The sequence below is a fragment of the Paucibacter sp. B51 genome (assembly GCF_027863535.1).
Taxonomy (GTDB): domain Bacteria; phylum Pseudomonadota; class Gammaproteobacteria; order Burkholderiales; family Burkholderiaceae_C; genus Paucibacter_A; species Paucibacter_A aquatilis.
Genome location: NZ_JAPIVN010000001.1, coordinates 189,229 through 215,307 on the forward strand (window position 1 = coordinate 189,229; position 26,079 = coordinate 215,307).

Annotated in this window: 21 protein-coding genes; 12 read left to right on the top strand and 9 right to left on the bottom strand. The window is 68.9% G+C overall.

Features of this window, described 5'->3' with window-relative positions; all coding sequences use genetic code 11:
• Window positions 1-12: 12 nt before the first annotated feature.
• From OOB33_RS00745 to OOB33_RS00755, 3 genes are all read left to right on the top strand, one after another.
• Entirely contained in the window at window positions 13-858 is an 846-nt protein-coding gene (locus OOB33_RS00745; RefSeq protein ID WP_271007263.1) for a LytR/AlgR family response regulator transcription factor, read from the top strand.
• Between the two features lie 734 nt (window positions 859-1,592).
• The gene (locus tag OOB33_RS00750) at window positions 1,593-2,486 is read left to right on the top strand and encodes an SPFH domain-containing protein (protein ID WP_102769326.1); all 894 of its coding nucleotides are present in this window, start codon (window positions 1,593-1,595) and stop codon (window positions 2,484-2,486) included.
• Between the two features lie 29 nt (window positions 2,487-2,515).
• The gene (locus OOB33_RS00755) at window positions 2,516-2,758 is read left to right on the top strand and encodes a hypothetical protein (protein ID WP_271007264.1); all 243 of its coding nucleotides are present in this window, start codon (window positions 2,516-2,518) and stop codon (window positions 2,756-2,758) included.
• Window positions 2,759-2,782: 24 nt separating this feature from the next.
• Here the strand turns inward: OOB33_RS00755 and OOB33_RS00760 are convergent, their stop codons facing one another.
• The gene (locus OOB33_RS00760) at window positions 2,783-4,846 is read right to left on the bottom strand and encodes an ATP-dependent helicase (RefSeq protein ID WP_102769324.1); all 2,064 of its coding nucleotides are present in this window, start codon (window positions 4,844-4,846) and stop codon (window positions 2,783-2,785) included.
• Between the two features lie 91 nt (window positions 4,847-4,937).
• Here OOB33_RS00760 and OOB33_RS00765 point away from each other — a divergent pair, with 91 nt between their 5' ends.
• Window positions 4,938-5,690: a substrate-binding periplasmic protein gene (locus tag OOB33_RS00765; protein ID WP_271007265.1), complete on the top strand. Its 753-nt coding sequence runs from the start codon at window positions 4,938-4,940 to the stop codon at window positions 5,688-5,690.
• A 61-nt stretch (window positions 5,691-5,751) separates the two neighbouring features.
• Window positions 5,752-7,323, top strand: a complete 1,572-nt coding sequence (locus OOB33_RS00770; RefSeq protein WP_271007266.1) for an alkaline phosphatase D family protein — start codon at window positions 5,752-5,754, stop codon at window positions 7,321-7,323.
• Between the two features lie 22 nt (window positions 7,324-7,345).
• Here OOB33_RS00770 and OOB33_RS00775 read toward each other — a convergent pair whose 3' ends face one another.
• The gene (locus OOB33_RS00775; protein ID WP_271007267.1) at window positions 7,346-8,410 is read right to left on the bottom strand and encodes a serine/threonine protein kinase; all 1,065 of its coding nucleotides are present in this window, start codon (window positions 8,408-8,410) and stop codon (window positions 7,346-7,348) included.
• Between the two features lie 262 nt (window positions 8,411-8,672).
• On the opposite strand from OOB33_RS00775, the gene OOB33_RS00780 reads away from it, so the two are divergent.
• Both OOB33_RS00780 and ppk2 read left to right on the top strand, forming a co-directional pair.
• On the top strand, window positions 8,673-9,665 hold the full coding sequence (locus OOB33_RS00780; protein WP_271007268.1) for an AEC family transporter: 993 nt from the start codon (window positions 8,673-8,675) through the stop codon (window positions 9,663-9,665).
• Window positions 9,666-9,784: 119 nt separating this feature from the next.
• Window positions 9,785-10,933 (top strand): polyphosphate kinase 2, encoded by a 1,149-nt coding sequence (gene ppk2 / locus OOB33_RS00785; protein ID WP_271007269.1) that lies wholly within the window; start codon window positions 9,785-9,787, stop codon window positions 10,931-10,933.
• Window positions 10,934-10,943: 10 nt separating this feature from the next.
• Here ppk2 and OOB33_RS00790 read toward each other — a convergent pair whose 3' ends face one another.
• The 4 genes from OOB33_RS00790 to OOB33_RS00805 all read right to left on the bottom strand — a co-directional run bounded on the left by OOB33_RS00790 (window position 10,944) and on the right by OOB33_RS00805 (window position 15,365).
• On the bottom strand, window positions 10,944-11,528 hold the full coding sequence (locus tag OOB33_RS00790) for an MOSC domain-containing protein (protein WP_442952979.1): 585 nt from the start codon (window positions 11,526-11,528) through the stop codon (window positions 10,944-10,946).
• A gap of 46 nt (window positions 11,529-11,574) precedes the next feature.
• The gene (locus OOB33_RS00795; RefSeq protein ID WP_102769318.1) at window positions 11,575-14,136 is read right to left on the bottom strand and encodes a PAS domain S-box protein; all 2,562 of its coding nucleotides are present in this window, start codon (window positions 14,134-14,136) and stop codon (window positions 11,575-11,577) included.
• Between the two features lie 4 nt (window positions 14,137-14,140).
• Window positions 14,141-14,836: an HD-GYP domain-containing protein gene (locus OOB33_RS00800; RefSeq protein ID WP_102769742.1), complete on the bottom strand. Its 696-nt coding sequence runs from the start codon at window positions 14,834-14,836 to the stop codon at window positions 14,141-14,143.
• Between the two features lie 157 nt (window positions 14,837-14,993).
• Window positions 14,994-15,365 (bottom strand): response regulator transcription factor, encoded by a 372-nt coding sequence (locus OOB33_RS00805; RefSeq protein WP_271007271.1) that lies wholly within the window; start codon window positions 15,363-15,365, stop codon window positions 14,994-14,996.
• Between the two features lie 135 nt (window positions 15,366-15,500).
• On the opposite strand from OOB33_RS00805, the gene OOB33_RS00810 reads away from it, so the two are divergent.
• From OOB33_RS00810 to OOB33_RS00820, 3 genes are read left to right on the top strand one after another with little or no spacing between them, the layout of a single operon-like run.
• Window positions 15,501-16,127: a helix-turn-helix domain-containing protein gene (locus OOB33_RS00810; protein ID WP_271007272.1), complete on the top strand. Its 627-nt coding sequence runs from the start codon at window positions 15,501-15,503 to the stop codon at window positions 16,125-16,127.
• Window positions 16,124-16,912: a hybrid sensor histidine kinase/response regulator gene (locus tag OOB33_RS00815; protein WP_271007273.1), complete on the top strand. Its 789-nt coding sequence runs from the start codon at window positions 16,124-16,126 to the stop codon at window positions 16,910-16,912. The genes OOB33_RS00810 and OOB33_RS00815 overlap by 4 nt, the downstream gene beginning before the upstream one ends.
• Window positions 16,909-17,481, top strand: coding sequence for an ECF-type sigma factor (locus tag OOB33_RS00820; RefSeq protein ID WP_271007274.1), 573 nt, complete (start codon window positions 16,909-16,911; stop codon window positions 17,479-17,481). Before OOB33_RS00815 ends, OOB33_RS00820 begins: the two co-directional genes overlap by 4 nt.
• Here OOB33_RS00820 and OOB33_RS00825 read toward each other — a convergent pair.
• From OOB33_RS00825 to OOB33_RS00835, 3 genes are all read right to left on the bottom strand, one after another.
• A complete protein-coding gene (locus OOB33_RS00825) occupies window positions 17,471-19,666 on the bottom strand; it encodes a serine/threonine-protein kinase (protein ID WP_271007275.1) in 2,196 nt (731 codons plus the stop codon). The genes OOB33_RS00820 and OOB33_RS00825 overlap by 11 nt on opposite strands.
• 42 nt (window positions 19,667-19,708) lie before the next feature.
• On the bottom strand, window positions 19,709-20,575 hold the full coding sequence (locus tag OOB33_RS00830) for a PEP-CTERM sorting domain-containing protein (protein WP_271007276.1): 867 nt from the start codon (window positions 20,573-20,575) through the stop codon (window positions 19,709-19,711).
• A 111-nt stretch (window positions 20,576-20,686) separates the two neighbouring features.
• Entirely contained in the window at window positions 20,687-22,474 is a 1,788-nt protein-coding gene (locus tag OOB33_RS00835; RefSeq protein ID WP_271007277.1) for a LuxR family transcriptional regulator, read from the bottom strand.
• A 299-nt stretch (window positions 22,475-22,773) separates the two neighbouring features.
• Here OOB33_RS00835 and OOB33_RS00840 point away from each other — a divergent pair, with 299 nt between their 5' ends.
• Together OOB33_RS00840 and OOB33_RS00845 are read left to right on the top strand one after the other, a co-directional pair.
• Window positions 22,774-23,421: a hypothetical protein gene (locus tag OOB33_RS00840; protein WP_271007278.1), complete on the top strand. Its 648-nt coding sequence runs from the start codon at window positions 22,774-22,776 to the stop codon at window positions 23,419-23,421.
• A complete protein-coding gene (locus tag OOB33_RS00845) occupies window positions 23,421-26,027 on the top strand; it encodes a hypothetical protein (RefSeq protein ID WP_271007279.1) in 2,607 nt (868 codons plus the stop codon). The genes OOB33_RS00840 and OOB33_RS00845 overlap by 1 nt, the downstream gene beginning before the upstream one ends.
• Window positions 26,028-26,079 lie beyond the last annotated feature (52 nt).

Below are 26,079 nucleotides of genomic sequence, written 5' to 3' on the forward strand. Positions count from 1 at the left end.
TAACATCCGCGCATGAACCAGCCAAACACCCCCGCCCCCACCCGCGTGCGCGCCGTCCTGGCCGACGACGAGCGCCTGATGCGCGAACAGCTGCGCAGCCGCCTGACCGAGGTCTGGCCCGATCTCGACATCGTCGCCGAGGCCAAGAACGGCCTGGAGGCGGTGGAGCTGGTGCGCGAGCACCGGCCCGACCTGGTGTTTCTGGACATCCGCATGCCCGGCCTGACCGGCGTCGATGCCGCCCGCCAGATCGCCCAGCTGCCCGAGGATGACTCCTGGCTGGTGCCCGAGATCGTCTTCATCACCGCCTACGACCAGTACGCGGTCGAAGCCTTCGAGCAGGGCGTCGCCGACTATGTGCTCAAGCCCGCCGAACGCGAGCGCCTGCTGGTGACGGTGCAGCGCATCAAGAAGCGCCTGGCCCAGCGCCAGGACGGCGCCAGCGTGCCCGATGTGGCCGAGCCCGCGGGCGCGCCGTTGCAGCAGCTCTTGCACAAGCTCTCCAGCCAGCTCAACCCGGGCGCCAAGCCCAACTACCTGCAATGGATCCAGGCCACGGTCGGCCAGGCCATCCAGATGATCCCGGTCGAGGACGTGCTGTTCTTCATCAGCGATGAAAAGTACACCCGCGTGCAGACCGCCCGCATCGAAGCCCTGATCCGCAAGCCGATCAAGGAACTGGTCGACGAGCTCGATCCCAGCCTGTTCTGGCAGATCCACCGCTCCACCCTGGTCAATGCCCGCGCCATCGACGGCATCACCCGCGATTTCCGCGGCCGCCAGATGGTCGGCGTCAAAGGCCTGAGCGAAAAGCTCGAAGTCAGCCGCAGCTACACGCATCTGTTCAAGGGCATGTGAGTCTGTGGGCCTCTGGGGTGGGGCTGCTTTCGGCGCGAAGCATTCTCTCGGTTTTCTCGTGAGGCCCTGCAGCCCGTGCCGCCGCCGGGCTCATGGTTCCGGGGTCGGCCCTGGCGGGCCGACTTCCCTGCGCTGCTCGCGCCTCGGGGCTGGCGCATAACTCACTCCGCTCACTGCGTTCGCTTCGTTCAGACAGAAGCGCCAAGTCAGAGCTTGAAGCGCGCGGGTACGCGCGCGCCCCGAGGCGCTGTGCTGCTCGGCCCTGCACAAATCGCCCGGCAGCGGCACGGGCTGCAGGGCGCTTGCATCGCGATCGATCTGCCCCATCAAAGGTGGAACACGCCACATTCGAAGGTGGCTCGGCCCGCCGACGGGCGATTTGTGCGCGGCCGAGGGCGCAGCGGAGCGGCTCATGCGCGTGTACTCACGCGCTTCAAGCTCTGACTCGGCGCCACTGTTTGACCACAGTGAGCGCAGCGAACGGAGGGAGTTTGGCGCCGCTGAGCCGCGCAGTGAGCAGCGAGGGGAGTCGGCTCGCAGAGCCGACCCGCGAACCATGAGCCCGGCGGCGGGGCGAGACACCGCAGCGCGAACGCCGAGTACAACGAAGGACCGGAACAAGCCGCCAGCCGCGATTCACCACCATTCACCGCCGATTTCCGCAGTTCATCCCAGCCCAGTTGACAGCGCGAAAATTGAGATTAAAGTGATATCACCTTTAATCGGAGGACGCGATGAGAACCCAGCAAGAATTTCGCACCGAAACTGCCGCCCGCACCCACAGCGGCGCCCTGGCCGTGGGCCTGGCCCTGATCGGCCTGGCCGGGGGGACGGCCTTGGTGATCAGCACCGTGGCCCTGGGCCCCTGGGCTTTGCTGCCGGGATTGGGCCTGGTGCTGGTCGGCATCCTGGCCCTGGCCGGGCTGTACATGCAGCAGCCCAATGAGGCGCGCATCCTGACCCTGTTCGGGCGCTACTGCGGCAGTGATCGGCGCGAAGGCCTGCGCTGGGCCAACCCGCTGATGCTCAAGCGCAAGATCTCGCTGCGCTCGCGCAACTTCAATGCGCCCACGCTCAAGGTCAACGACAAGCGCGGCAACCCGGTGGAGATCAGCGCCGCCGTGGTCTGGCGGGTCCAGGACACGGCGCGTGCGGTGTTCGAGGTCGATGATTTCGAGGTCTATGTGCGCATCCAGGCCGAAGCCGCGATCCGCCATCTGGCGGCGCAATTCGCCTACGACGAGGGCGACGACATCCATTCGGGCGAAATCACCCTGCGCGCCGGCCAGGACGAAGTGGCCGCGGCCCTGGTCAAGCAGTTGCAGGAGCGTTTCGGTGACGCGGGCGTGGAAGTGCAGGACGCCAAGATCACCCACCTGGCCTATGCGCCCGAGATCGCCCAGGTGATGCTGCGCCGCCAGCAGGCCGAGGCCATCATCAGCGCCCGCAAGAAGATCGTGCTCGGTGCGGTCAGCATGGTGGAGGAAGCGCTCAAGGGTCTGAGCGAGCGCTCCATCGTCGAGCTGGACGACGAACGCAAGGCCGCCATGGTGTCCAACCTGCTGGTGGTGCTGTGCTCGGACAAGGAGACGCAGCCCATCGTCAACACCGGCACGCTGTACAACTGAGGCCCACCCCGCCTCTGCCCTGATCGACCATGGCCAGCCCCGACAAAAAAAGCTTCGCCCTGCGCCTGGACCCGGCGCTCTGGGCCGAGGTCGAGCGCCTGGCCGCGCAGGAGCTGCGCTCAGCCAATGCACAGATCGAATACCTGCTGCGCGAAGCGCTGGCGCGGCGCGGCATCAAGCCCGCTGTGAACCGCAGCCCACGCGGCCGGCCACCCAAGGAAGGCAGCGGCGCTGAGCCGGGTAGCGATTCGCCTGAATCCAGCGAGTGCTGAGCCTGCCGCAGCCGGCAAACGTCCTCAGCCCTGGTCTTTTTGCGCCTGGGCCTGAGCGGCCGCCGAAGCGGCGCCCTTGGCCGCAAAGGTCTCGCGCAGCCGCTTGAGCTTTTCACGCGGGTCTTCCTTGACCTCGCTCTCGTTCAAGCGCATCTCGGTGATGAAGCGGCTGGGAATGCCCATCACCAGCTCGCGGCTCTTCTTGCGGCGGCGCAGGGTGCTCACGGCCAGGGTCTTGCGCGCGCGGGTGATGCCCACATACATCAGGCGCCGCTCTTCCTCGAGGCGCTGGGCCGTCATCTCCTCGTCGTCGGCCTTGAAGGGCAGCAAGCCCTCGTTGACGCTGGCAAGAAAGACATGCGGCCACTCCAGCCCTTTGGAGGCATGGAGCGTGGTCAGGGTGACCTGGTCCTGCTCTTCGTTGCGCTCGGACAGCGAGATGATGACGCTGATGGTCTGCGCCACCTGCAGCACCGATTCCTTCTGCGCCTCCATGGTGACTCCGCCATCGTTGGTGACCTGGCCGCCGCAGCGTTTGGCCACCCAATCGACGAAATCGAGCACATTGTTCCAGCGGGCCATGCCCACTTTTTCGTTCTCTTCGCTCTCGATCAGGTGCTGCTCGTAGCCGATGTCCTTGAGCCATTCCAGCAGCAAGGCCTTGGCCGGTTCGGCGCCCTCGGTGTGACGGGCGCGGTACTCCAGCTCGTTGACATAACGGCCAAACTCGTGGAGCGAGCCGATGGCCTTCTTGCTCAGCACCGTGCCCAGACTCTCGGCGAACAGGGCCTCGTACATGCTGCACTTCCACTGCCCGGCAAACTGGCTCAGCGCGCCCAGGGTCTGGTGGCCGATGCCGCGTTTGGGCGTGGTGATGGCGCGCAGAAAGGCCGGGTCGTCGTCCTGGTTGACCAGGAGGCGCAGCCAGGCGCACAAGTCCTTGATCTCGCTCTTGTCGAAGAAGCTCTGGCCGCCCGAGACCTTGTAGGGGATGTTGGCGCGGCGCAAGGCCTGCTCGAACACCCGCGCCTGGTGGTTGGCACGGTAGAGGATGGCGAATTCCTTGAAATCCTTGGCCTTGCCGTCGCCACGCAAGGCCTGGATGCGCGCGACGGCGCGCTCGGCCTCGTGGTCCTCACCATCGGCCTCGACCAGCACGACCGGGTCGCCGTCACCAAAATCGCTCCACAGCTTTTTCTCGAACAGCTTGGGGTTGGTGGCGATCACATTGTTGGCGGCGCGCAAGATCGCGCCGGTGGAGCGGTAGTTCTGCTCCAGCGGGATCACCTTGAGGTGCGGAAAGTCCACCGGCAGGCGCTTGAGGTTTTCGATGGTGGCGCCGCGCCAGCCGTAAATGCTCTGGTCGTCATCACCCACGGCGGTGAACATGGCCCGCGGCCCGACCAGGGCCTTGAGCAGGTCGTACTGCACCGCATTGGTGTCCTGGTACTCGTCAACCAGCACATAGCGCAGCTGGTCTTGCCAGCGGCCGCGCGCCTCGGCGTCCTCGGTCAGCAGGCGCAGCGGCAGGCTGATCAGGTCATCGAAGTCCACCGCCTGGTAGGCCGCCAGGCGATCCTGGTAGCGCTCCATGACGATGGCGGCGGCCCTCTCATTGTCGTCTCGCGCCATGGCCAGGGCTTGCTTGGCGGTCAGCCCCTGGTTCTTCCACATCGAGATGGTCCATTGCCAGGACTTGGCCTGGTTGGCATCGGCCGTGCCGCCGGCATCGCGCAGCAGGCCCAGCACATCGTCGCTGTCGAGGATGGAGAACTGCTCCTTCAACCCGACCCGCGTGCCCTCCTGGCGCAAGATGCGAACGCCCAGGCTGTGGAAAGTCGAGATCACCAGATCCTTGGCCGCCCGTGCGCCCACCAGATGGCGCGCCCGCTCGCGCATTTCCTGCGAGGCCTTGTTGGTGAAGGTGATGGCGCCAATCTGCTTGGGCGCATAGCCGGCCTGCAGCAGGCGCGCGATCTTCATGGTGATCACCCGCGTCTTGCCCGAACCCGCCCCGGCGATCACCAGACAAGGGCCATTCAGGTGGTGAACGGCTTCGAGCTGGGCGGGATTGAGGGTGTCGGACATGATGGGCGCGAGGGAGAACGGGCGATGATAGCCAATCACCCGCTGCGTGGGCTTCGCCCTCCATAATCGCCCCAGCATGCGGAACAACGCCTTGACTCGAAACTGGGCCCTGATGCTGCTGTGCGCCCTGCTGTTCGGCGGCGCGGCGCAGGCGAGAGAACTGCTGGCTGTAGGCACGCAGTTCCCGCGCATCCTGGAATTTGATGCCAGGGGCAACGCGCGCGGTCTGGCCGTGGACCTCTTGACCCGCGCGGCTGCCCAACAGGGCCACACGGTTCGTTTCGAAAACCTGCCCTGGGCACGCGCGCAGTTGGTGGTGGAGCAGGGGCTGGCCGATGTGCTGGTGGGCCCCTACCGCAGCCCTGAGCGTTTGCAACGCTTCTTGTTTTCACAGCTGGCGTTCTACGAGGACGCCCTGGTGTTCTACGCCAGCCCCGCCAAGGCGGAGCTGTGGCAGGGCGACTGGAGCCGCTTGAGCGGGCGCTCGGTCGGCCTGGTTCTGGGTTGGGCCTACGGCGACGCGATGGAGCAGGCGCGCAGCAGCTTGCTGATCAGCCACCCTGGCGATGTGGCCACCGGCCTGCGCATGTTGCAGCGCGGCCGCATCGACCTGCTCGCCAGCAATGAACGCAACACCACGCCGGTGCTCGAGGCCATGGGCCTGAGCGCCCAGTTTCTGGTGCTGAAGCCACCGATCGCGGTCCAGACCGGCCACTTCGCCTACAGCCGCAACGCCAGTGGCGAGGAGCTCCGCGTCAACCTCGATCGCAGCCTGGAGGCGCTGCGCAGCAACGGCACGCTGCGCGAGCTCGCGCGGCAATGGGCTGTGCGGATTCCGGATTGACGGATTGAGGCACTGCTTGTGAAGGCAGTTTGCGCCATTTTCTTTCGCTATCCTGCTCGCAATGAGCACGAGACCGCCCCACCCTGCCCTGCAACGACGTCAACTGCTGCAAGCGGTCCTGGCCGCCGGCAGCGCCCCGCTGTGGGTCCGCCACGTCCATGCGGCCGACACGGTCGAGCGCTTCGCCCTCGGCATCGCCTCGGGCTGTCCGCGGCCCAGCAGCCTGGTGCTGTGGACCCGGCTGAGTGGGCCGGCACTGCCGGCCCAGGTGGCGGTGGACTGGGAGCTGGCCGAAGACGAGGCCTTCAAGACCGTGGTGGCCAAGGGCCAGGAGATGGCGCTGGCGGCCGATGCGCACAGCGTGCATGCCGAGCCGGCCGGGCTCAAGCCCGATCGCTGGTACTGGTACCGCTTCACCGCCCTGGGCGCGCGCAGCCCGGTCGGGCGCACGCGCACGGCGCCGGCGCCTGACGCCAAAGTCAGCTCCCTGCGCTTCGCCATTGCCTCCTGCCAGCGCTGGGACCATGGCCGCTACGCCGCCTGGGCCGATATGGCACGCCAGGACCTCGATCTGGTGCTCTTCCTCGGCGACTACATCTACGAAAGCGCGGCGATCTCCAACGCCTCGGCCAGCGGCCCGGCGCCGCGCGTGCATGTGGGTGGCCTGTGCCGCAGCCTGGACGACTACCGCCAGCGCTACGCCCAGTACAAAAGCGACCCGTCCTTGCAAGCCATGCATGCGCGTGCGCCCTGGATCGTCACCTGGGACGACCACGAGGTCGACAACGACTGGGCCGGCGACCACTCACAAGGCCTGGAGGCTGACTTCCCGCAGCGCCGCATCGCCGCCGCCAAGGCCTACTGGGAGCACATGCCCTTCCCCAAGGCCTTGCGCCCGAGCGGCAAGGACATCCGCATCCACGAGCACTACGACTGGGGCCAGCTGGCGCGGCTGATCAGCGTGGACGGCCGGCAATGGCGCGATCCGCAGGTCTGCCCCAAACCCGGTCGCGGCGGCTCCAACACCTTGTCGCTCAAAGACTGCCCGGACTTTCTCGACCCGCGCCGCAGCCTGCTGGGCGCCGCCCAGGAGCAATGGCTGGCGCAAAGCTGGGACGCCTCACGGCCCTGGAACCTGCTGGCCCAGCAGACCCTGATGGCTCGCATGAACTGGCAGACCCAGGCCGGCGAGCCGGGTGTCTACTGGACCGATGGCTGGGATGGCTATCCGCTGGCGCGCCAGCGCCTGCTGCGCGATATGGCGGCGCGCAAGCTGCGCAACACCGTCGTGCTGGGCGGGGATGTGCACGCCAACTATGTGGCCGATCTGCGCGCCGATTTCGATGCGCCGGTGAGCGCCGCCAACCCGCTGCTGGCCACCGAGTTCTGCGGCACCTCGATCAGCAGCCAGGGCCTGGACCAGAGCCGCATCGAGCGCGCCCTGCCGCACAACCCGCATCTGCGCTACGGGCACGCCGATCAGCATGGCTATGTGCAATTCCTGCTGCGCCCGGACCGCCTGGAGGCCGAGCTGCGCTCGGTGCAGGAGCTGTGGAAGGCCGACAGTGCGCTCGAAACCTCGGCCCGCTTCACGGTGGAGAACGGGCGGGTCGGGGCGATTCAGGGCACTTGAGCCGCCAGCGCGGGCGCCGCGCTCAGGTGCGCGCCAGCGAGGTGTTGGTCGGCGCGCTCTGCGCCGTGGCCGGGCCCTGCAGGTACTGCTTGCCCAACCAACCGCCCACCAGCAAGGTGGCGGTGATCACACTGGCCAGGGCCAGGCGGCGGCTCCAGCGCGGCTCGCTGCCGGCCGTGGCCGTCTCGGGCAAGGCCGACAGGGTGTCGGGCCCGTCCACCGCGTCAGCACCGATTCCGGCGACCGGCATGGGGTTCAGGGTCAGGGCCGAGTGGTTTTCACCGGCCAGCCAGGCGCGCAAATCATCGGCCAACGCTTCGGCGCTGACATGGCGGCGGTCGGCGCGCGGCGCCACGGCCTTGTGCAACAAGGCATCCAGACTGAACTGCTCGGCGCCACTGAGGTTGGACCAGCTGGCCGAGGGCGAGGCCTCGTCCACATCGCCGCCAAAAGCCGAGGGCAGGCGGCCATCGACCAGCATGTAAAGCAAGGCGCCGAGGCCAAAGACTTCGCTGCCCAGGCTGGGTGGCTCGCCGGCCAGGGCTTCCGGGCTGGCGTAGCCAGGCACCGAGCCCAGGCCCATGCCGCGCTCGAACGGATCTTCCGGATCGGGCATGCGCATCAGGCCCATGCCCATCAGGGTCAGACGCTGGTCGGGCGTCACCCAGATCATGCCGGGATCCACCTCAGCCAGCAGCCAGCTTTGCTGATGGGCGTAGCGCAGCACCTCGCAGAGCTTGACGATCAGGTTCAGGCGTGCGCGCAGCGGCAGGTGAGAGCAAGCCCGCACGATGGGCTGGCCTTCGGCCCAGCGCAGGATCATGTAAGGCTGGCCCAAGGGCGTGACGCCGCTGTCGCTGGGCACGGAAATGCTGGGATGCGAAAGCTGGCCCATGTCCAGCGCCTGGTCGGCGAAGCGCAGCATCACGCCGGCGGCGCGCTCGCTGCGCGGCAGCACCAGCACGGCCGCGGCCTGGTCAGCGGCCAAGGCATGCTGGGCGCGGTACCACTGGCCGCTGGGGCCACCATCGGCGCCATGCAGCGCGGTGGTCAGGCGCCAGACGCCCAGGGCAGTGCCTTCGCTCAACGTGGTCGGAGCTGCCGGGGGGGGAAGGGCAAGTTCGGGCATTCGCATAGGGTTTGTGCTGACATGCTAGGGGATAGCGCCCCGCTTGGGGAAGCGCATCAGCCCTTGAACCGGGGGGCGATGCGCATTTGCTCACGCGATTTGGGGCTTATTCACACCCCCCAAAGCGATGGTCGGCCCACGCCAGGCGCCCACCAGCCCGCCCAGCGGGCCAAATGCGCTGCGAAGTGAGAGCCTGACCCTTGCGATACTGAAGCCTCATATGAGCGCCATTCTCGCCGTCACGCTGCCCTTTTTCGCCCTGGTCCTGTGCGGTTATGTCGCCGCCCGCCAGGGCCTGCTGGCCGAGACGGCAATTCCGGGGCTGAATGGCTTTGTGCTTTTCTTCGCCCTGCCCTGCCTGTTGTTCCGCTTCGGCATGAACACGCCGGTGCTGCAGCTGCTGAATCCGACCGTGCTGGGGGTCTACCTGGCCGCGGCCTTGCTGATCGTCGGCCTGTGCATCGCCTTGACCCTGTCGCCGCGGGTGCAACTCAAGGACGCGGCCTTCGGCGCCCTGGTCGCCGCCTTTCCCAACACCGGCTTCATGGGCGTGCCCCTGCTGGTGGCCCTGCTCGGGCCGGCGGCGGCCGGGCCGGTGATCTGCACCATCCTGGCCGATCTGTTTGTGACCAGCTCGCTGTGCATTGCACTGGCGCGCGCCCACGACGCGGTGGCCGGCGCGCCCGGCCGCAGCGCCGCTCGCCTGGCTGCAACACAGGCCTTGCGCGGCGCCCTCTCCAACCCCTTGCCCTGGGCGATTGCGCTGGGCGCCTTGGCCAGCGCCACGGGCTTGCGGCCGCCCGGGCCGCTGGACCGCGTCATCCAGATGCTGGCCGATGCGGCTTCGCCGGTGGCGCTCTTCACCATCGGCGCCGTGCTCTGGCGCGCGGGGCAGCATGCCCACAGCCGCACGCCGCCGACGCTCTACCTGCCGGTGGCTGCGCTCAAGCTGCTGCTGCATCCGGCCCTGGTGCTGGGCCTGGGCCTCGCCGCGCAGCGCCTCGGGGCGGGGCTGGGTTCCTTCGAGCTGACGGTGCTGACCCTGGCCGCTGCCCTGCCCAGCGCCAGCAATGTCTCCCTGCTGGCCGAGCGCTATGGCGCCGACAACGGCCGCATCGCCCGCATCATCCTGGCCAGCACCAGCCTGGCCTTCCTCAGCTTCAGCGGCCTGGCCTGGTGGCTGCAGGCCCATCCGCTGGGCCCGGCGGTGTGACGCACTGCGCAGCCGGTCGCCGGCTGTGCCCGCACAAGCGCCGCTTCTTGAGTTGCATCAAGACAAAGCAGCCACAAGGATGAGAATGTGACGGATTCATGACAGCACCCCCACCCGCCATGAGCACCAGCACAGCCAAGACTTCGAACACCCCGGCCCCACGCGCCGCGCGCAAGAAAAGCGCGCCCCGCCCCAGCCGCAGCGGCGACACCACCCGCGGCCACAGCAGCCAGGGCATCGCCCGCCAGGTGATCCAGAAAGCCGTGGATGCCGCCCAGGCCCGCGAGCTGGAGGCGCTGAAAGACATCGTCGCCAGCCAGGGTCCGGCGGCCCTGGCGTCCTCGGTGAGGGCCATCGTCGCCGGCTGCGCGCCGGACGATGCGCAAGCGCTGCGCCAGGCCCTGCTGCAAGAGCTGCAAGCGCCCGAAGATGGCGCGGCAGGCCCCGACCCCGACCAGGTGCTGTCCAGCCACTGGCGCAGTGGCGCCTACCCCTACAAGAACCTGCTCTCGCGCAAGAGCTACGAAAAGCAGAAGTACGCGCTGCAGGTGGAGCTGCTCAAGCTACAGGCCTGGGTCAAATCCAGCGGTCAGCGCCTGGTGATCCTGTTCGAAGGCCGCGATGCGGCCGGCAAGGGCGGCACCATCAAGCGTTTCATGGAGCATGTGAACCCGCGCGGCGCGCGCGTCGTGGCGCTGGAAAAACCCAGCGAGGTCGAGCGCGGCCAGTGGTACTTCCAGCGCTATGTCCAGCACCTGCCCACCGCGGGCGAGATCGTGCTGTTCGACCGCAGCTGGTACAACCGCGCCGGCGTCGAGCGGGTGATGGGCTTCTGCAGCCAGGACGAGTACACGGAGTTCATGCGCCAGGCGCCCGAGTTCGAGCGCAATCTGGTGCGCAGCGGCACCCATCTGGTCAAGCTCTGGTTCTCGGTCAGCCGCGAGGAGCAGCGCCGCCGTTTCAAGGAGCGTGAGGCCCACCCGCTCAAGCAGTGGAAGCTCTCGCCCATCGACCTGGCCTCGCTGGACAAATGGGACAGCTACACCAAGGCCAAGGAGGCGATGTTCTTCCACACCGACATCGCCGAGGCGCCCTGGACCGTGGTCAAGTCCGACTGCAAGAAGCGCGCGCGCCTCAACGCCCTGCGCCATGTGCTGCACCAGTTGCCCTACACCAACAAGGACCTCAGCAAGATCGGCCCGCTGGACCCGCTGCTGGTGGGCCGGGCCAATGTGGTCTACGAGCGCGGCGAGGGCCGCGGCGGCTGAAGCACCAAGCTCACACCCGCTCCAAGGGCCGGTGCGGCAGCGCCGGCCCTTGCACCCGGATGGCATCGCCGGGGCGCACCCAGCCGCCCTGCAGCACCACGGCCATGATGCCGGCCTTGCGGATCAGCTGCCCCTCGGGCCCGCGGTCCAGCACGGCCGCCAGCAGACCCGGCATGAAGTTCTCGATCTGGGCGCAGGGGTTGCGCAGGCCGGTGATGCGCAGGCGCACCTGCTCGCCGATCTGCAGCTCTGTGTCGGTCGGCAAGGCCAACAGGTCCAGGCCTGCCGTGCAGATGTTCTCGCCCAGCTGCCCGGGCGCCAGCACCAGGCCACGCGGCGCCAGCGCCTCGAACAGCTCGCGCTGGATCAGATGGACCTGGCGCAGATTCGGCTGGCTGGGGTCCTGGGCCACGCGCGAGCGGTGCTGCACGGTCACGCCGCGGTGGGCATCACCGCGCACACCCAAACCGGCTTCCAGCTCGATGGCCGCAACGGTCTGTTTGGAAAAACCATGAAGCGCGCTGAGGCTGACCGCGCACACGGTGGCGGCATCCGTGGGCGGAAACTGCGGTGGGGCTAGGGTTGGAGCGTGCATCAAGCCATGCGCGAGAGCCAAGGACCGGCGCATCGGGCGCAAGGCCTCAGTCCAAGGTGCTCATGACCTGCGAATCACCCTGCTGGCGCAGCGGCAGCAGGATGTGGAAGGCCGCGCCCGAGCCCTCGCTGCCGGGTTCGCCCAGGTTCTCGGCATAGATGCGGCCACCGTGGATCTCGATGATCTTGCGGCAGATGGCCAGGCCCAGGCCGGTGCCGCCGGAACCATCCTTGGTCTGGCTCGATTGAACAAAGGCATCGAAGATCTTCTCCAGCTCCGCCGGCGGGATGCCCGGCCCCTGATCGGCCACACGGATGTGAACCTCGCCTTGCGGCGACAGCTGAGCCCGCACATCGAGCGCACCGCCCTCGGGTGAGAACTTGATGGCATTGGCCATGACATTGCGCACCACCTGCTGGAAGCGCAGCGGGTCGACCTTGGCCGCCAGCGGCGTGGCCGGCTGGCGCAGCGACAAGCGCAGATGGCGGCGCGCCATCAGCGGCTCCAGCTCGCGCATCACGCCCTGGATCAGGCCGCGCAGATCGCAGCGCTCCAGGTCGAAGGTGCCGACCGAGCTTTCGATCTTCGAGACATCAAGCAGATCGTTGACCAAGGCCAGCATGCGCTGACCGGCCTGCTGGATGTCGCTGAACATGCTGGCCAGCTTGGGCGCATCACGGCCGCGTGCCATGCCCAGCTCGGAGAAGCCCAGGATGGACTGCAGCGGCGTGCGCAGCTCATGGCTGATATTGGCCACGAACTCGCTCTTGGCGCGCGAGGCCTCCTGGGCCACATCGCGCGCCTCGCGGGTGGCGCGCTCTGCGGCGCGGAACTCGCTGACATCCTCCAGTGTGCACAAGATGCCGGCCACACCGCCGTTCTGGTCGGGCACGCGCACCTTGGTGATCAGCATGTCGCGCAGGCTGCCGTCGCGGTGCTGGATCTGCGTCTCGTAGCGGATGCGGCCACCCTCGCGCAACAGGCGCGCATCCTGCTCGTCGTGCACCAGGCGCTCGGCCTTGGGCATGAAATTGCCGACCGGCTGACCCAGCGTCACCTGCCGGCTGCGCCCGGTGAACTCTTCCCAGGCCTGGTTGACGGTGACGTAGCGGCCCTCGGCATCGAACATGGACACCGGCAGCGGACTCATCTCCTGGAGCAAGGCGCTGAAGGCGAGCTGGTGCTGCAGGCTTTGCTGGGCCACCCAGCGCTCGGTCACATCGACCGCGCTGCCGGCAAATCCGCTCAGGGCCTGGGTCTGTTCGTCGCGAAGGGGCAGCACCGAGATTTCAAAGCGACGCATCTGCCCATCGGGCGCCTGCAAGGCGAACTGCGTGCTGCGCGACTCGCCTGGCTGACCTTCGGGCGCAAACAAGGCCTCCATGCGCTGGCGGTGCTGTGGCGCTACCAGATCGGGCAGGCGCAATCCCTGGGCCTCACGGATGGGCAAGGCACTGAGGGCGGACCAGCGCGCATTGACGAAGGTGATGCCGCCCTGTGCATCGGTGCGGAAGACAAACTCCTGCAGGCTCTTGAGCAACACGCGCAAATCATGCTCACGGGCGGCCACGCGCTGGTGGGCGCGGTCCAGCGCCGCGCGGGCGCGCGCCCCGTTGCTGAGGCTGCGCAAGGCCACCCAGGCCGCGCCCGACACCAGCACCAGGCCGGCGCCAGCCACCGCCAGCAGCACATGCATCAGCTCGCGCCAACCCTGCAGGGCCAGGTCCAGGCGCTCCTCCACCAGCACCACCAGGGGTCGGGTGCGGGAAACGCGGAAGGCCACAACCTGGGTGCCCGGCTGGGCGCCCACGCCGACATAGCTGCCGTGCTCACGGGACGGCAGCCACTGGGCAAACACCGGATGGTGGCTGAGGCGCGTGCCGGGGTCCTGGCTGACCGACTCGCTGGCGGCCAGCAGCTGGCCATCGAAGCTGCTCAGCAGGGCCGAGCCTTTGGCGTCCGCCAAGGCCTGGCTTTGGTAGTTGGCCAGTGCATCCGGGTTGATCAAGGCCAGCAAGAGGACATGGCGACCTCCTGGCAGTCGATGCTGGCGCAGCAGGGGCAGCATGAACACCGGCGAGGCCGGAGCTCCGAGGCGCAGATCGCGCAAGCCACGTCCCGGCAACAAGGCAGCCAGTCGGTCGCCCCCCTCTGGCGGCAGGGCGCCCAGCAAAGGCAGGCTCAGCTGCAGGCCGGCTTCGCCCGCTTCCGAGCTGGCCAGCACCTGGCCTTGCAGACTGAGCACCGCCACATTGCGCAACACCGGCTGGCCTTGCAGGGTCTGGCTCAGTTGCTGGCTCAGCGCTTCACCGGCCGCGTGGCCCTCGCCGCCGGCCAGGGCGGCCGCCAGGGCCGGGCTGTCACCCAGGCTGCGCAGGCCTTGCGCGGCACTCTCCACCGCGCGGGTGATCTGGTCTTCCAACACCCGACTCATCAGCCGGCTGCGGTCCTGGGCCGCATCCACCGCCTCGCCGCGCTCGTACCAGGCCAGGCCGGCCAGGGACACCAGCAAGGCCAAGCTCAGCAACACCGCCGCCAGATAGACCGCCAGGCGCTGCCGATCCACGGTGGGCCGGTGTTCCTGGAGCACAAGGGCGTCGAGCTTCATGGCCTCAGCTCGCGTCGATCATGGACTCGAAGCTGGGCGGGTCGCTGTTGATGCGCTCGCGCAGTTCGATCAACTCGCCGGCGTGTGCCAGCACCAAATCCACCAGATGCGGGTCAAAGGCCAGGCCGCGCTGCGCGGTCAGCATCTCGAGGGCTGTGGCGTCGTCCAGCGCCGGGCGGTAACAGCGGTCCATGGTCAGGGCGTCGAAGAAGTCCACAACCGCCACGATACGCCCCGACAGCGGAATCGCCGCACCAGCCAGGCCCATGGGGTAGCCGCTGCCGTCCCAGCGCTCGTGGTGGTTCATGGCCACCTCGGCCGCCAGCTGGAACAGCGGGATGCGCGAGCGACCCAGGATCTGCGCGCCGATCAGCGGATGGCGGTTCATGATCTGGCGCTCTTCGGGCGTGTAGGCACCCGGTTTCTTCAGCACATGGTCGGGCACACCGATCTTGCCGATGTCGTGCATGGGCGCGGCCCAGCGCAGCATCTGGGCGGCCTGAGGCGTCTGCCCGGCCAGCAGGGCCAGGGCCTCGGCCAGGAAGCCGATGCGCACGATGTGCACACCGGTGTCGTCATCGCGGAAATCGGCGGCCCGGGCCAGACGCAGCAAGGCCTCGTGATGGGCTTGCGCCACCTCGCGCAAGGCCTCGTTGCGCTCCTGGTACATGCGCCCCAGGTCGGAAAGAATGCATTCCATTTGCGCCGAGGCCATGGCATCGAACTGGCGCGCGCCGGCGGCCAGGCGCTCGGGCTCGGCAAGCAGATCGACAGGGGTGTCGTTGGGTTTCATGGCCATCAGATCCGCGAAGTTGGAATTCTGGTGGAAGCCAGACCGGTCCAGAGTTGCCATGGCTTCAGTCCACCAACCAGAGCGAGGCCAGCGCGTCGATCAGACGCAGCGGGCTGAAGGGCTTGACCAGATAGTCGTGCGCGCCGGCCTTGAGACCGGCCTCCTTGTCCTGCGACTGGCCGCGGGCACTGAGCAGGATCACATGGGTGTTGCGCAGGCTGGGCTCGGCGCGGATGCGGCGGCAGGCTTCCAGGCCGTCCATGCCGCCGGGCATCATCACGTCCATCAGCACGAAGTCCGGCTGCAGGGCCAGGGCTCGCTCCAGCGCGCTGTCGCCGTTGGAGGCCTCGTGGATCTCATAGTCCTCGAACTCCAGCGTCATGCGGATCAGGCGGCGAATGTCCGCGTGGTCATCGACGATCAAGATCTTTTTCATGGCGGGCTCCTGCAAACTGAACTTCAGTGCGTTCAATTTATCATTTGTATCAATTGAAGTGCGATAAAAAAACGCATGCCCGTCGGGCAAATTCGGCAAAATCACACAATGCCTGAATCCAAACACAGCAAAGACATGGACAGCCCCGACTACAGCACCATGGAGGTGGCCCGCATGCTGGGCCTGGCGGTGCGCTCGGTGCAGCTGATGGTGGACCGCGGCGAACTGACCGCCTGGAAAACCCCCGGCGGCCACCGGCGCATCTCGCGTGAATCGGTCGAGGCCTGGCAGCTGCAACGCCAGGGGCCGGGCGCCCTGGCCCGGGCCGCCGGGCGCCTGCAGGCCACGGTCGCGCAGGAAAGCAGCGCTGGCCGGCCGCGCCGCGTGCTGGTGATCGAAGACTCGGTGCACTACCAGAACCTGATCGCCATGCTGCTCAAGCAGCAGTTCCCCGATGTGGAGCTGCACACCGCGCACGACGGCATCGTCGGCCTGGCCATGGTGGGCCAGTTGCAGCCCGAGGTGCTGATCGTCGACATCCTGCTGCCCGGCATCGACGGCGCCACCCTGATCACCAGCCTGCGCTCGCATGTGCAGTTCGCGCACAGCCGCCTGGTCGTCGTCACCTCGCTGGACGAAGACCAGCGCCAGCCCTATGCCTTCGCCCTGGCCGGCGTGCCCCTGGTGCACAAGCCGCGCCTGGTGCTGGACCTGCCCCAGGCTCTGCGCGAGGCCCTGGGCGCGCCGGAGCAGGCGGCATGAGTTCGCGCCGGGTCCTGCTGGTCGAAGACGACCCCTCGCTGCAGCGCTTTGTCGCCATGGTGCTGGAAGACCTGGCGGTGCAACTGCGGGTCTGCGGCAATGTCGGCAGCGCCCTGCAAGCCCTGGCCGAGCAGCCGGTGGATCTCCTGATCACCGACCTGATGCTGCCCGACCGCTCGGGCCAGGACCTGCTGGCCGAGCTGCAGACCCGCCCCGCCCTGCGCGGCCAGGCCCATTTGGTCGCCTTCAGCGCCGGCCTGCAACCCCAGGTGCGCAGCCAGCTTCAGACCCTGGGCGTGGAGCGCATGCTGTTCAAGCCCTGCTCGGTCAGCGAGCTGGAAGCTTGCGTCGAAGAAGCCCTGGGCCCGATGCCCCTGGACCAGCCGCCCGCGGCGGCCGCACAGACCTTGCCGACAGCTGCGCCCGAGCTTGGCGTCGCCCCCACGCCCGACCTGGAAGCCATCCAACGCAATTTCGGCGGCGATATGACGCTCTACCGCGGTTTTCGCACCGCCAGCCTGCAGCAGTTCGCCATGGACCGCGCCGAAGGCGAGCGCGCCTGCGCCGCGCGCGAGCTGGCCACCGTGCGCCGCCTGGCCCACAGCCTCAAGAGCGTGCTGCTGATCCTGGGCCTGGAGGCCAGCAGCGATCTGGCCGGCCGCCTGGAGCGCCAGCTGGAAGCCGCCCTGGCCACAGGCCAGCCCTGGCCTGCTGGCGCTGAAGCCCTCTGGGCCGAGCTGAGCGCCCAGTTGCAAGCCTTGAGCGCGGAAACTGCCACGCCATGAGCGCCGGCGAGGCGCCCGCCACGCGCGACGACGAGCTCCCGGGCTCGCAACGCTTCGCCGCGCTGTACAGCGAGCTCAAGCTGATCGCCCGAGCCCGCCTGCGCCGGGCCGGCGCCGACCAGCTGCAACTCAACACCACGGCCCTGGTGCACGAGAGCTATCTGCGCCTGCTGCGCAGCGAGGCCGCCCCGGCATCCGCGGCGCCCGAGTTCGCCAGCCCCGGCCATTTCCTCGCTTACGCCGCGCGGGTGATGCGTTCGGTCGTGGTGGACCTGGCGCGCGAGCAGGCGGCCGAACGCCGCGGCGGTGGCCAGGGCGCACTCAGCCTCGACACCGAGAGCCTGGCCGCCCTGCCCGGCCCCGCGCCCGAACCCGAGGCCCTGGCCGTGCACGAGGCCTTGCTCGCCCTGCAGGCGGTCGAGCCGCGTCTGGCCCAGGTGGTGGAGATGCGTTACTTCGGCGGCCTCAGCGAAAGCGAGATCGCCGCAGCCCTGGGCCTGACCGAACGCACCGTGCGGCGCGACTGGCTCAAGGCCCGCGCCCTGCTGCTGAGCATGCTCAGCGCCTGAGCCCGCAAGCCTCGGCCTGGGCCAGCAGCGGGCGAGCGCGCGCATCACGGCTGGCCACGACCAGGGGCTGCAACTCCTGCCACAAAGCCTCGGCCTGGGTCTGCATCGCCGCCCCACCCTTGCAGAAAAACCCCAGCTGTTGCCCCAGCAAGGCCCAGCCCAGCGGATTGGCCAGCCCCAGGCTGCCACGCAGCAGGCGCACGGCCTCGGCCAGATCGCGTGCCTGTGCCTCAGGCTGGCCCTCGGCCGCCCAGAGCTCGGCGCGCAAACCCAGCAGCCGCGCTTGGTCGAGGGCAATCGGCGGCTCGGCGCGTGGCGCCAGGGCCAGGGCCCGGTCCAGCCAGGCCTTGGCCTCGGCGCGCTCACCCTGCGCCAGATGCCAGCGCGCCAGATGCCCCAGCACCACCACATGGCCGCTGTCCAGCGGCGCCTCGCCCTGGTAGCGCTGCAGTGCCTGCTGCAGGGCATCCCGTCGCGCAGCCGGCACGGCGCCCCGCTCTTCCAACACATCGTGCCGCGCCAGCCACCACTCCGCGCGCAGCAGGCCGCGCGCCGGCAGCTGCGTGTCGAGCAGTGCCAAGACCTCGGCCGCCTGCGCGCGCTGCCCGCCCGACCACAGGGCCCAGAACCAGCTGAGGCCGGCCTCACCGCTGCGCGGGTGGCCGGGGCCTAGCCTTTGCTGCAGCAGGCGCCAGCGCAGGCCGGCCAGTTCCAGGCTGCGGGCCTCGTCACTGAGGTAGGTGGCCACCGTGCTGCTCAGGCGCAGCAAGGCATCGGCGGTCTCGGGGTCTTGCGGCAGCTGCTGCTCGATCTGCGACATCTGCTGCTGCAGAAGGCGGCGCATGGCGGCAGCCGGATCCTGGGCATCGCTCTCACGCGGGTCCAGGGTGCGGAAAAGACCCAGCAAATAACGCTGAATCGCCTCGGCACGCTGGGCCTGCCGCTGCGCTTGCTGGGCCTGCCAGGCCGTGCCCGCCAGACCCAGCGCCAGGCTCAGGATCAGGGCGGTGAGCAGGGTGGCCATCAGCCAGTGGCGCCGCCAGGCCAGACGCAGCCGCGACCAGGCGCCGATGCGGCGCGCCTGCAGCGGCCGCCCGGCAAGGTGGCGGCGCAGGTCCTCGCTCATGGCTTGCACGCTGCCGTAGCGGTCTGAGGGGTTCTCGGCCAGAGCCTTGGCCAGCCAGGCATCGAGATCGCCGCGCAAAGCCCGCTGCAGCCGGCGCCGGCTCAGGCCGCAGCCTTCGGCCTGCCCCTCGCTCACGCTCTGCGAGGCCAAACGCTCGCGGCTTCCGCGCGCTGGCGGCTGGCCGCACAGCAGGGTGTGCGACAAGGCGCCGAGGGCAAACACATCGGTGGCCACGGTGATGGGGCTGCCGTTCAGCTGCTCGGGGGCGGCATAGGCGGGCGTGGCCATCAGCAGGCGGGTGGCCTCGGCACCGCCCGACGCATCGCCCTCGGCACCAAGCAGCTTGGCGATGCCGAAGTCCAGCAGCTTGACCTGGCCCTGGGCCGTGACCATCACGTTCGACGGCTTCAGATCGCGGTGCACCAGCAGCCGGCCATGGGCATGCTGGACCGCCTCCATCACCTGCAGCATCAGCAGCAGGCGCTCGCGCAGCGGCAGGCGCCGGGCCTTGCAATCCTCGGCGATGGACTGGCCCTCGACATACTCCAGCGCCAGCCAGGGCTGGTCCTGGCCCGCGGCGTCCTCGGCCGTGCCGGCATCGAAGAACTGGGCGATGTGGGGGTGCTGGAGCGCGGCCAGGATGTCGCGCTCGCGGGCAAAGCGTTGCCGCCCCGGGCCGGCCAGGGCCTGGGCATGGGGCAGCTTGAGCGCCACCTGGCGCTGGTAGGCGCCGTCGCAGCGCTCGGCCAGCCAGACCTCGCCCATGCCGCCCTGGCCCAGCCGGCGCAGAAGGCGCCAGGGGCCGAGAACCTGCTGGGGCTGCAATTCGATGCCAGGCCCCTTGTCTTCCCCCATCCCGGCCAGATGCGGCAGCTCCAGCTGCGGCGCACCCGGCTCGTCCTGACGCAGCACCCGGCTCAGCGCCGACCGCAGGTGCGCGGACTCCGGCGGCAAGCCCTGCAGCCAGGCGGCCCGCTCGCCGGCCGGCAGCTCCAGGGCGGCATCGAGCAGGGCCGAGAACTCGGTCCAGTGCTCGGGCGCGCAAGGCAGGCGTGTCATGGCGGGCCATCATGCCAGGGCCGCGCCCAGCGACTCCAACGCTCAGCGCCGACGCCCTTGCAGCCAGCCCAGCAAGCTCAGCAGCCCGGCGCCCAGCAGCAGGCCCGAGCCCGGCTCGGGCACGGCGCTGATGTTGAAGTCATGGCCGCTCATCCCGGTGGTGTTGAGCCCGGGCTCCGAGGTCTGCAGGTAGTAGCGCGCGGTGTGGCCAAAGTCGGCCACGACCTCACGTCCCAGGGTGGCGCTGGAGGAGATGTCGGCCCCGGCGTAGAGCATGCCGGTGATCATGAGGTCATGCCCGACCACGGTGTCGAGGCCGATGCGGTACCAGCCGGTGGCGTCGCGTTTGGCGTCCCAGCTGAAGCTCTCACGCAGATTGCTGCTGCGGTCGATCAGCTGCATCTGGGCCAGGCCGTTGGCATTGAGGACACCCCCGATCTCGAGGTTGGGGCTGCTTAGCCGGCCGTCGATCCACAGGCGCAGCTCATAGCGCACCGGCGTGCCCACGGCCAGACCCGCGCCCTGCACGCGCACCGTGTCGGCAAAGGTCGCCTGGGCGGTGCCGAAGGCATAGCCGTAGTAATGCGGCTCCGGGATGCCGCTCGGATAGGCCGCATGCGCAAAGGCGCGCAGCTCACCCATGCCGGCCGAGAGCGTGGCCCGGCCAAAGCCTCCGTTGCTGACCTGGGAGAACTGGTCCAGGGACTGCAGCACCCGTGCCTCGGGCCGGTCGTACCAGTTGAAATCAGCGGCATGCTGCTGGTCCTCGCGCGGGCCGGGCGAGAACAGGGCGGCGAGGGTGTTGACGTTGCCGGTGATCTGGTAGTTCTGCGCCCGGGCGGGCGCAGCCGGCACAAGGGTGCTGGCAAGGACAAAGCTCAGCCCGAGGCTGGACAGGCGGTTTTTCATGGTCATGGCTCCTGGAGTCTTGAAGGGCGCACCTTGCGCACTCAGGGAAAGCCAACGGCAGCACAGCAGCCGAACCGGACATGCCGGCGTCCATGAATTAGGGGGGGGCGATCAGGCGCTGCTGTGCAACATGCCCAGCGTGCGGGCTTTGGTCACCGCATGGCGGCGCGAGCCCGCAGCCAGCTTGCCGTACAGGCCTTTGAGGTGCCACTTCACCGTCTCGGCGCTGACGCCCAGGGCCTGCGCAATTTCCTTGTTGGAGTAGTTGCGCGCCAGCAGCTGCAGGATCTCGCCCTCCTTGGGCGTGAGGGACTCGGCGCCGGCGCTGAGCGGCCCCGGCGCCGGCAGGGTGGGTTCCGCGGCCGGCCGCAAGGGCGGGGGCGCCACCGGCTCGCTGGCCCGCGCGGCCAGCAGGCTGCGGTAGCCCAGCAGGTGCAGCATGGTGCGCGGGTCCTTGAGCTTGAGGGCGTCGCCCTGCTCATGGGCCAGGCGGGCCAGGCGGGCGTAGGAATAGGCCTGGGCCATCTCGTCGGCCTCGGCCCAGGCGTCGGCCAGATAGGCCAGCAGGGCCGGCGGCGGCTTCCAGCCCGGGATGCTCATGCCGCGGTGCAAGGCGGTCTGGGCGAAATGGATGGTGGCGCTGGGCGCGGTCATGCCGGGCGGCGGCGGCAGCTTGGCGCCGCCGTGGCGGTGCACCTCGGCCAGGGCCTCGTCCAGCTCGACGGCCAGGGCCGTGTAGCCAAAGCGTTCGATCAGCGCCTGCGCCTCGCCAGCCGCGGCCAGGGCCGCCTCGGTGGCGCCCAGCTGGGCCTGGGCGCGGGCCTGGCGCACCAGGTTCAGCGCCAGGTTCACATTCGACTGGGCGGCGCGGTAGAGGGAGATGGCCTCGTCCATCACCGCCACCGAGGCCGGCGCCTGGCCCAGAGCCAGCAGGGTCAGGGCCAGCTCGCTGCAGGCAAAGGCCTTGATGGTGCCGGGCGGCGCCACCCGCAGCAGGGCCAGGGCTTCGTGCAACACGGTCTGGCTTTCCTCGAAGCGACCCAGATGGCGCAGCACCCGGCCGATCTGCGTCTGGCTGGTGCCCATCAGCACCGGCCAGCCGGTGCGCGCGGCCAGCTCGGCCGCCTGCTCGAAGCAGCTGGCGGCATTGTTGAGGTCACCGAGCTCCAGCCAGGCGTTGCCGGCATTCATGGTGACGATGCAGACAAAGCGGCGCATGCCCATGCCGCGCGCCAGCTCGGCCGCGCGCAGGAACAGACCGGCCGCCGTGGCCGGCTCGCGCAGGCACAAGGGGAAGGCCTGGGCCGCCAGCTGCCAGGCCTCGGCCGCCGGGCCGCCGGCGACCGGGGCGCCACTGGCGGCGGGCGCGTGTTCATCGGCCGACTGGCTGATGCTGAACTCGCTGCAGGCCACGCCGCGGGCAATGCCGGCGCGCTGGGCGTCGCCGCTGGCGGCACAGACCGCCTCGGCCTGGCGCAAGGCCTGCAGCTCGCGGCTGCGCTCGCCGCTGGCCTTGGCCAGGGCCGCCTCGACCAGCCAGCAGTCACCCACGGCCCAGGCGTAATCAACCTCGCTCAGCCCGAGCAGGCAGGCGCGCGCCCGGCGCAGCTGGGTGTGGGCCTCGTCCAAACGACAGAAATGCACGGCGATCTCGCTGGCCGCCAGGGCCAGACGCAGGCCCAGGCGCGCGGCCAAGGGCGGCGGCAGGGGCTTGCCGGCGGCCTGGGCAATGGCCAGGCGGCGTTCGCTCTCGGCAATCAGCTTGAGGGCGCGCAGGCTGTCGCGCTGGCGCAGATGCCAGGCCATCTCGGCCAAGGCTTGCAAACGGGCCAGGCCGCCGGCGTCCTCCAGCTCCTGCTCCAGCCCGGCCAACTCCTCATCGCACAGCTCGAACTTCATGGCCAAAGTCTAGGGGCAGCCCCGGGGCCGCTGCCTCAGGCAAAGCCCCCACCCATGGGGTCCGGCCGGGCCTCCAAAACCCTTGGGGTCCACCCCGATCCGCCCCGGGTTGCACCACTTTGCACCAGGGCGGTGCCCGGCACGCCCGCAGGGGCTCAGGTTTTCCCGGGTGGGCCGCGGCCACCCCACCACCCGCGGCGGGGGGGGTGGTGCCCGCCCCGGCTGGCTAAGGTGCGGGCTTGCACTGGGCCGGCCCGGCCCACCCTCGCAAGCACCGAACCGCAACGGAGGAATCCCCCATGAACCACAGCCCCCTGGCCGGGAGCGCGCGCCTTGGCGCCGGCCTGGCCCTGATTGCTGGCCTGACCCTGCTGCTGCCGCAAGCAGCCCAGGCCACCCAGCTGCCGAACCAGAACCTGGCCCAGCTGATCGGCCGTGCCGACCTGATCGTCAATGGCCAGGTCACGGCCGTGAAAGACGGCATCCAGGACGGCCTGCCCTACACCGAGATCACGCTCAAGGTCAGCAGCAGCGCCAAGAAGCCCCTGGCGCCGCAAAGCGCCTACACCTTCCGCCAGTACGGCCTGCTGCGCGCCCGCAAGATGGACGATGGCCGCTACCTGCTGCCGGCCAAGATCGAAGGCATGCCGAACTGGCAGGTGGGCGAGAAGGTCATGGCCTTCATGAACAAGCCGGCCGCCCGCTCGGGCTTCAGTACCCCCGTGGGCCTGGCCCAGGGCAAGTTGACCATCAATGGCAACAAGGCCACCAACGGCTTCAACAACGTCGGCCTGTTCGAGGGCCTGGAAGTGACGCCGGGTCTGCTGCGCCGCAATGAGGCCCGCATGCTGGAAAGCCGCGCCGGCGGCGTGGACCTGAACACCTTGCAAGGTCTGGTGCAACGCACCGTCAAGAACAACTGGCTGGCCACGGGAGCGATGCGCTGATGAACACCTTCTTCACCCCCCCCATTCGCAAACCCCTGCGCCGCACGGTGCTCGCGGCACTTCTGCTGCTGGCCGCCGGCAGCCAGGCCGCCGGCCCGCTCTATCTGAACGACAAGCCCGGTGACCCGCAGCCCCTGCGCTGGGACACGACGCAAGGCCCGATCAAGGTCTACACCGATGTCGGCGTATTCACGCGCAAGAACGACGGCAGCGTCTTCCTGAGCGCCGAGCAGGCCAATGCCGTGACCGCGTTTGCACTCCAGCAATGGAGCTCGGTGGCCACCTCGACCTGGCGCGCCCAGACCAACCCCGCCCAGTTCACCCCCTTCACCGCCGTGCCCAGCATCGGCCGCGACGTCAATGATGCGGCCAGCGCCCAGCTGGTCTACGGTCAGTACAACCAGGGCGGCTTCTACGTCATCTACGACGAAGACGGCCGGGTGCTGGAAGACTTTTTCGGCGTGCCGCGCGACCAGGTGCTGGGCATCGCCATGCCCGAGTTCGCCGAAGACCGCGATGGCGACGGCTACCCCGAGACCATCGTCAAGGCCACCGCCTTGATGAACGGCTGGATGGTCAGCCACGAGAACCCGCCCATCGGTCAGCGCTCGGCACCGCCGGCGGACGTCAAGGGCGCGCGTTATGCCGGCGTCTTCACCCACGAGTTCGGCCACGCCATCAACCTCTCGCATTCGCAGGTCAATGGCCAGCTCGCCTTCATGAGTCAGCCCACTTACAACCGCGACCTCTACCCCGGTGTGCTCGGCTGCGTGGCGCCGGTGCACCACTGGCTCTACGGCCCCGCCGCCAGCCACATCGACCCCAAGCAGGTCGAGACCATGTTCCCCTTCATCGATCCGCACAATGTGGCCAAGGGCCGCTCGATCGGGCAGGAGATGAGCACGGTGGACCGGGCCGATGACATCGCCGCCATCTCCAACCTCTACCCCACGGCCGATTACCTGACGCGCAGCGCTTCCATTGCCGGCAGCCTGCTGCTCAAGGATGGCAAGACCGGCTTCAGCGGCATCAATGTCGTGGCACGCAATGTGCGCGACCCGCTCGGCGACGCGGTCTCGGCCATGTCGGGTGACCAGAGCCAGGGCAAGCTGGGCCCGGACGGGCGCTTCCGCATCAACAACCTGAAGCCGGGCGAGCGCTACCAGCTCTACATCGAGGAAATCAGCGGCGGTGGCTACCCGACCCGGCCGGCCATGCTGCTCTCGCAGGCCGAATACTGGAACGCTGGCGAAAGCCACGATCCGGCGCTGGATTCGCCCTGCAAGGCCAGCGCCATCGAAGTGCAGGCTGGCCAGGTGGCCCAGGCCGACATCGTCTTCAACGGCCATCGCGACGGCGTGCAGTACGACTTCATCGGCGGCGTGTTCCTGAGCAGCCTGTCGCTGGACGGCCAGCGCGCTGGCGGCGGCTACGGCTTCGGCTACCCGCTGTACTGGGACGCCAAGGACGGCATCCAGCTCTTCCCCGACAGCCTGGACCTGCTCGCCTCCTCGCGCAGCAACCTCTCGGCCGATGGCCGCAAGATGCTGGTGGAAGCCAATTTCGACGGCATCGTCCACACCGACCCCGATGGCTACAGCTACACCATCAAGCAGATGGCGCTGTGGGATTTCGACACCGGCCAGGCCAGCCCCATGGGTGCGCTCAGCGATGCGTGCGGCCTGGGCGGCGCGGCCGGCGTGACCAGCAGCTACGGCTTCAGCATGAATGCCACCGGCACGGCCGCCGTGGGCTACAGCGGCCACCAGAACCCCGATGGCAGCTGCGTCGTGCACGACTGGAACACCGATCTCGGCCTGCAAGTCGTGCCCTACCGCTGGACCGCCGAAGGCGGCGGCCAGGCCCTCAAGCTCGACGGCCTGGACCTGCGCGGCCTGCCCTGGATGCGCGCCGATGGCATCTCCGGTGACGGCCGCGTGGTGGTGGGCACGGCCAATTTCGACCGCGCCATCGCCTGGGTCGGTGACGCCAACCCCGTGGACCTGACCGCCCTGACCGGCGCAGCCAGCGCCGAGGTGGTGAACTACGACGGCAGCCGCGTGCCCCTGGCCACCGCGCAAGGCATGGTGATGTGGAATGCCCTCAAGGGCACCGGACCCGATGCCTTCACCCCGCGCAGCAGCCCGCGCTACTGCACCGACATGCCCTTCATCAGCTGGGACGGCATCGACCACTGCGCCGTGGAAGGCGCCGACTGGGTGGAAGCCAATGCCGGTCGCCCGCCCATCAACATCAGCGCCATCAGCGATGACGGCCGCGTGGTGCTGGCCCGGGCCGGGGATTTCTTCACCATGTTCGCCGGCTTCATGTGGGTGGAAGACATCGGCTGGATCGGCCTGAACGACTTCCTCAAGAAGCAGGGTGTGGTCGAGGCCGAGAAGTACGGCCTGGAGAACCCCATCGCCCTGAGCGGCAAGGGTCAGGTCTTGATGGGCGGCATGACCGGCGTGCAAGCCACCTGGCGCATCGACCTGAGCACGGCCTACGTCTGCCGCGCCGGCCAGTCACTGCCGACCCGCTTCCCCGATGAGTTCCGCGACCAGATCAAGGCCGGCGCCCGCATGGGCCGCTGCGAAAAGCTGTGAGCCGCTTTGATCCCGCGCACCGCCCTTCCTCTTCACATGAAACCAAACAGGC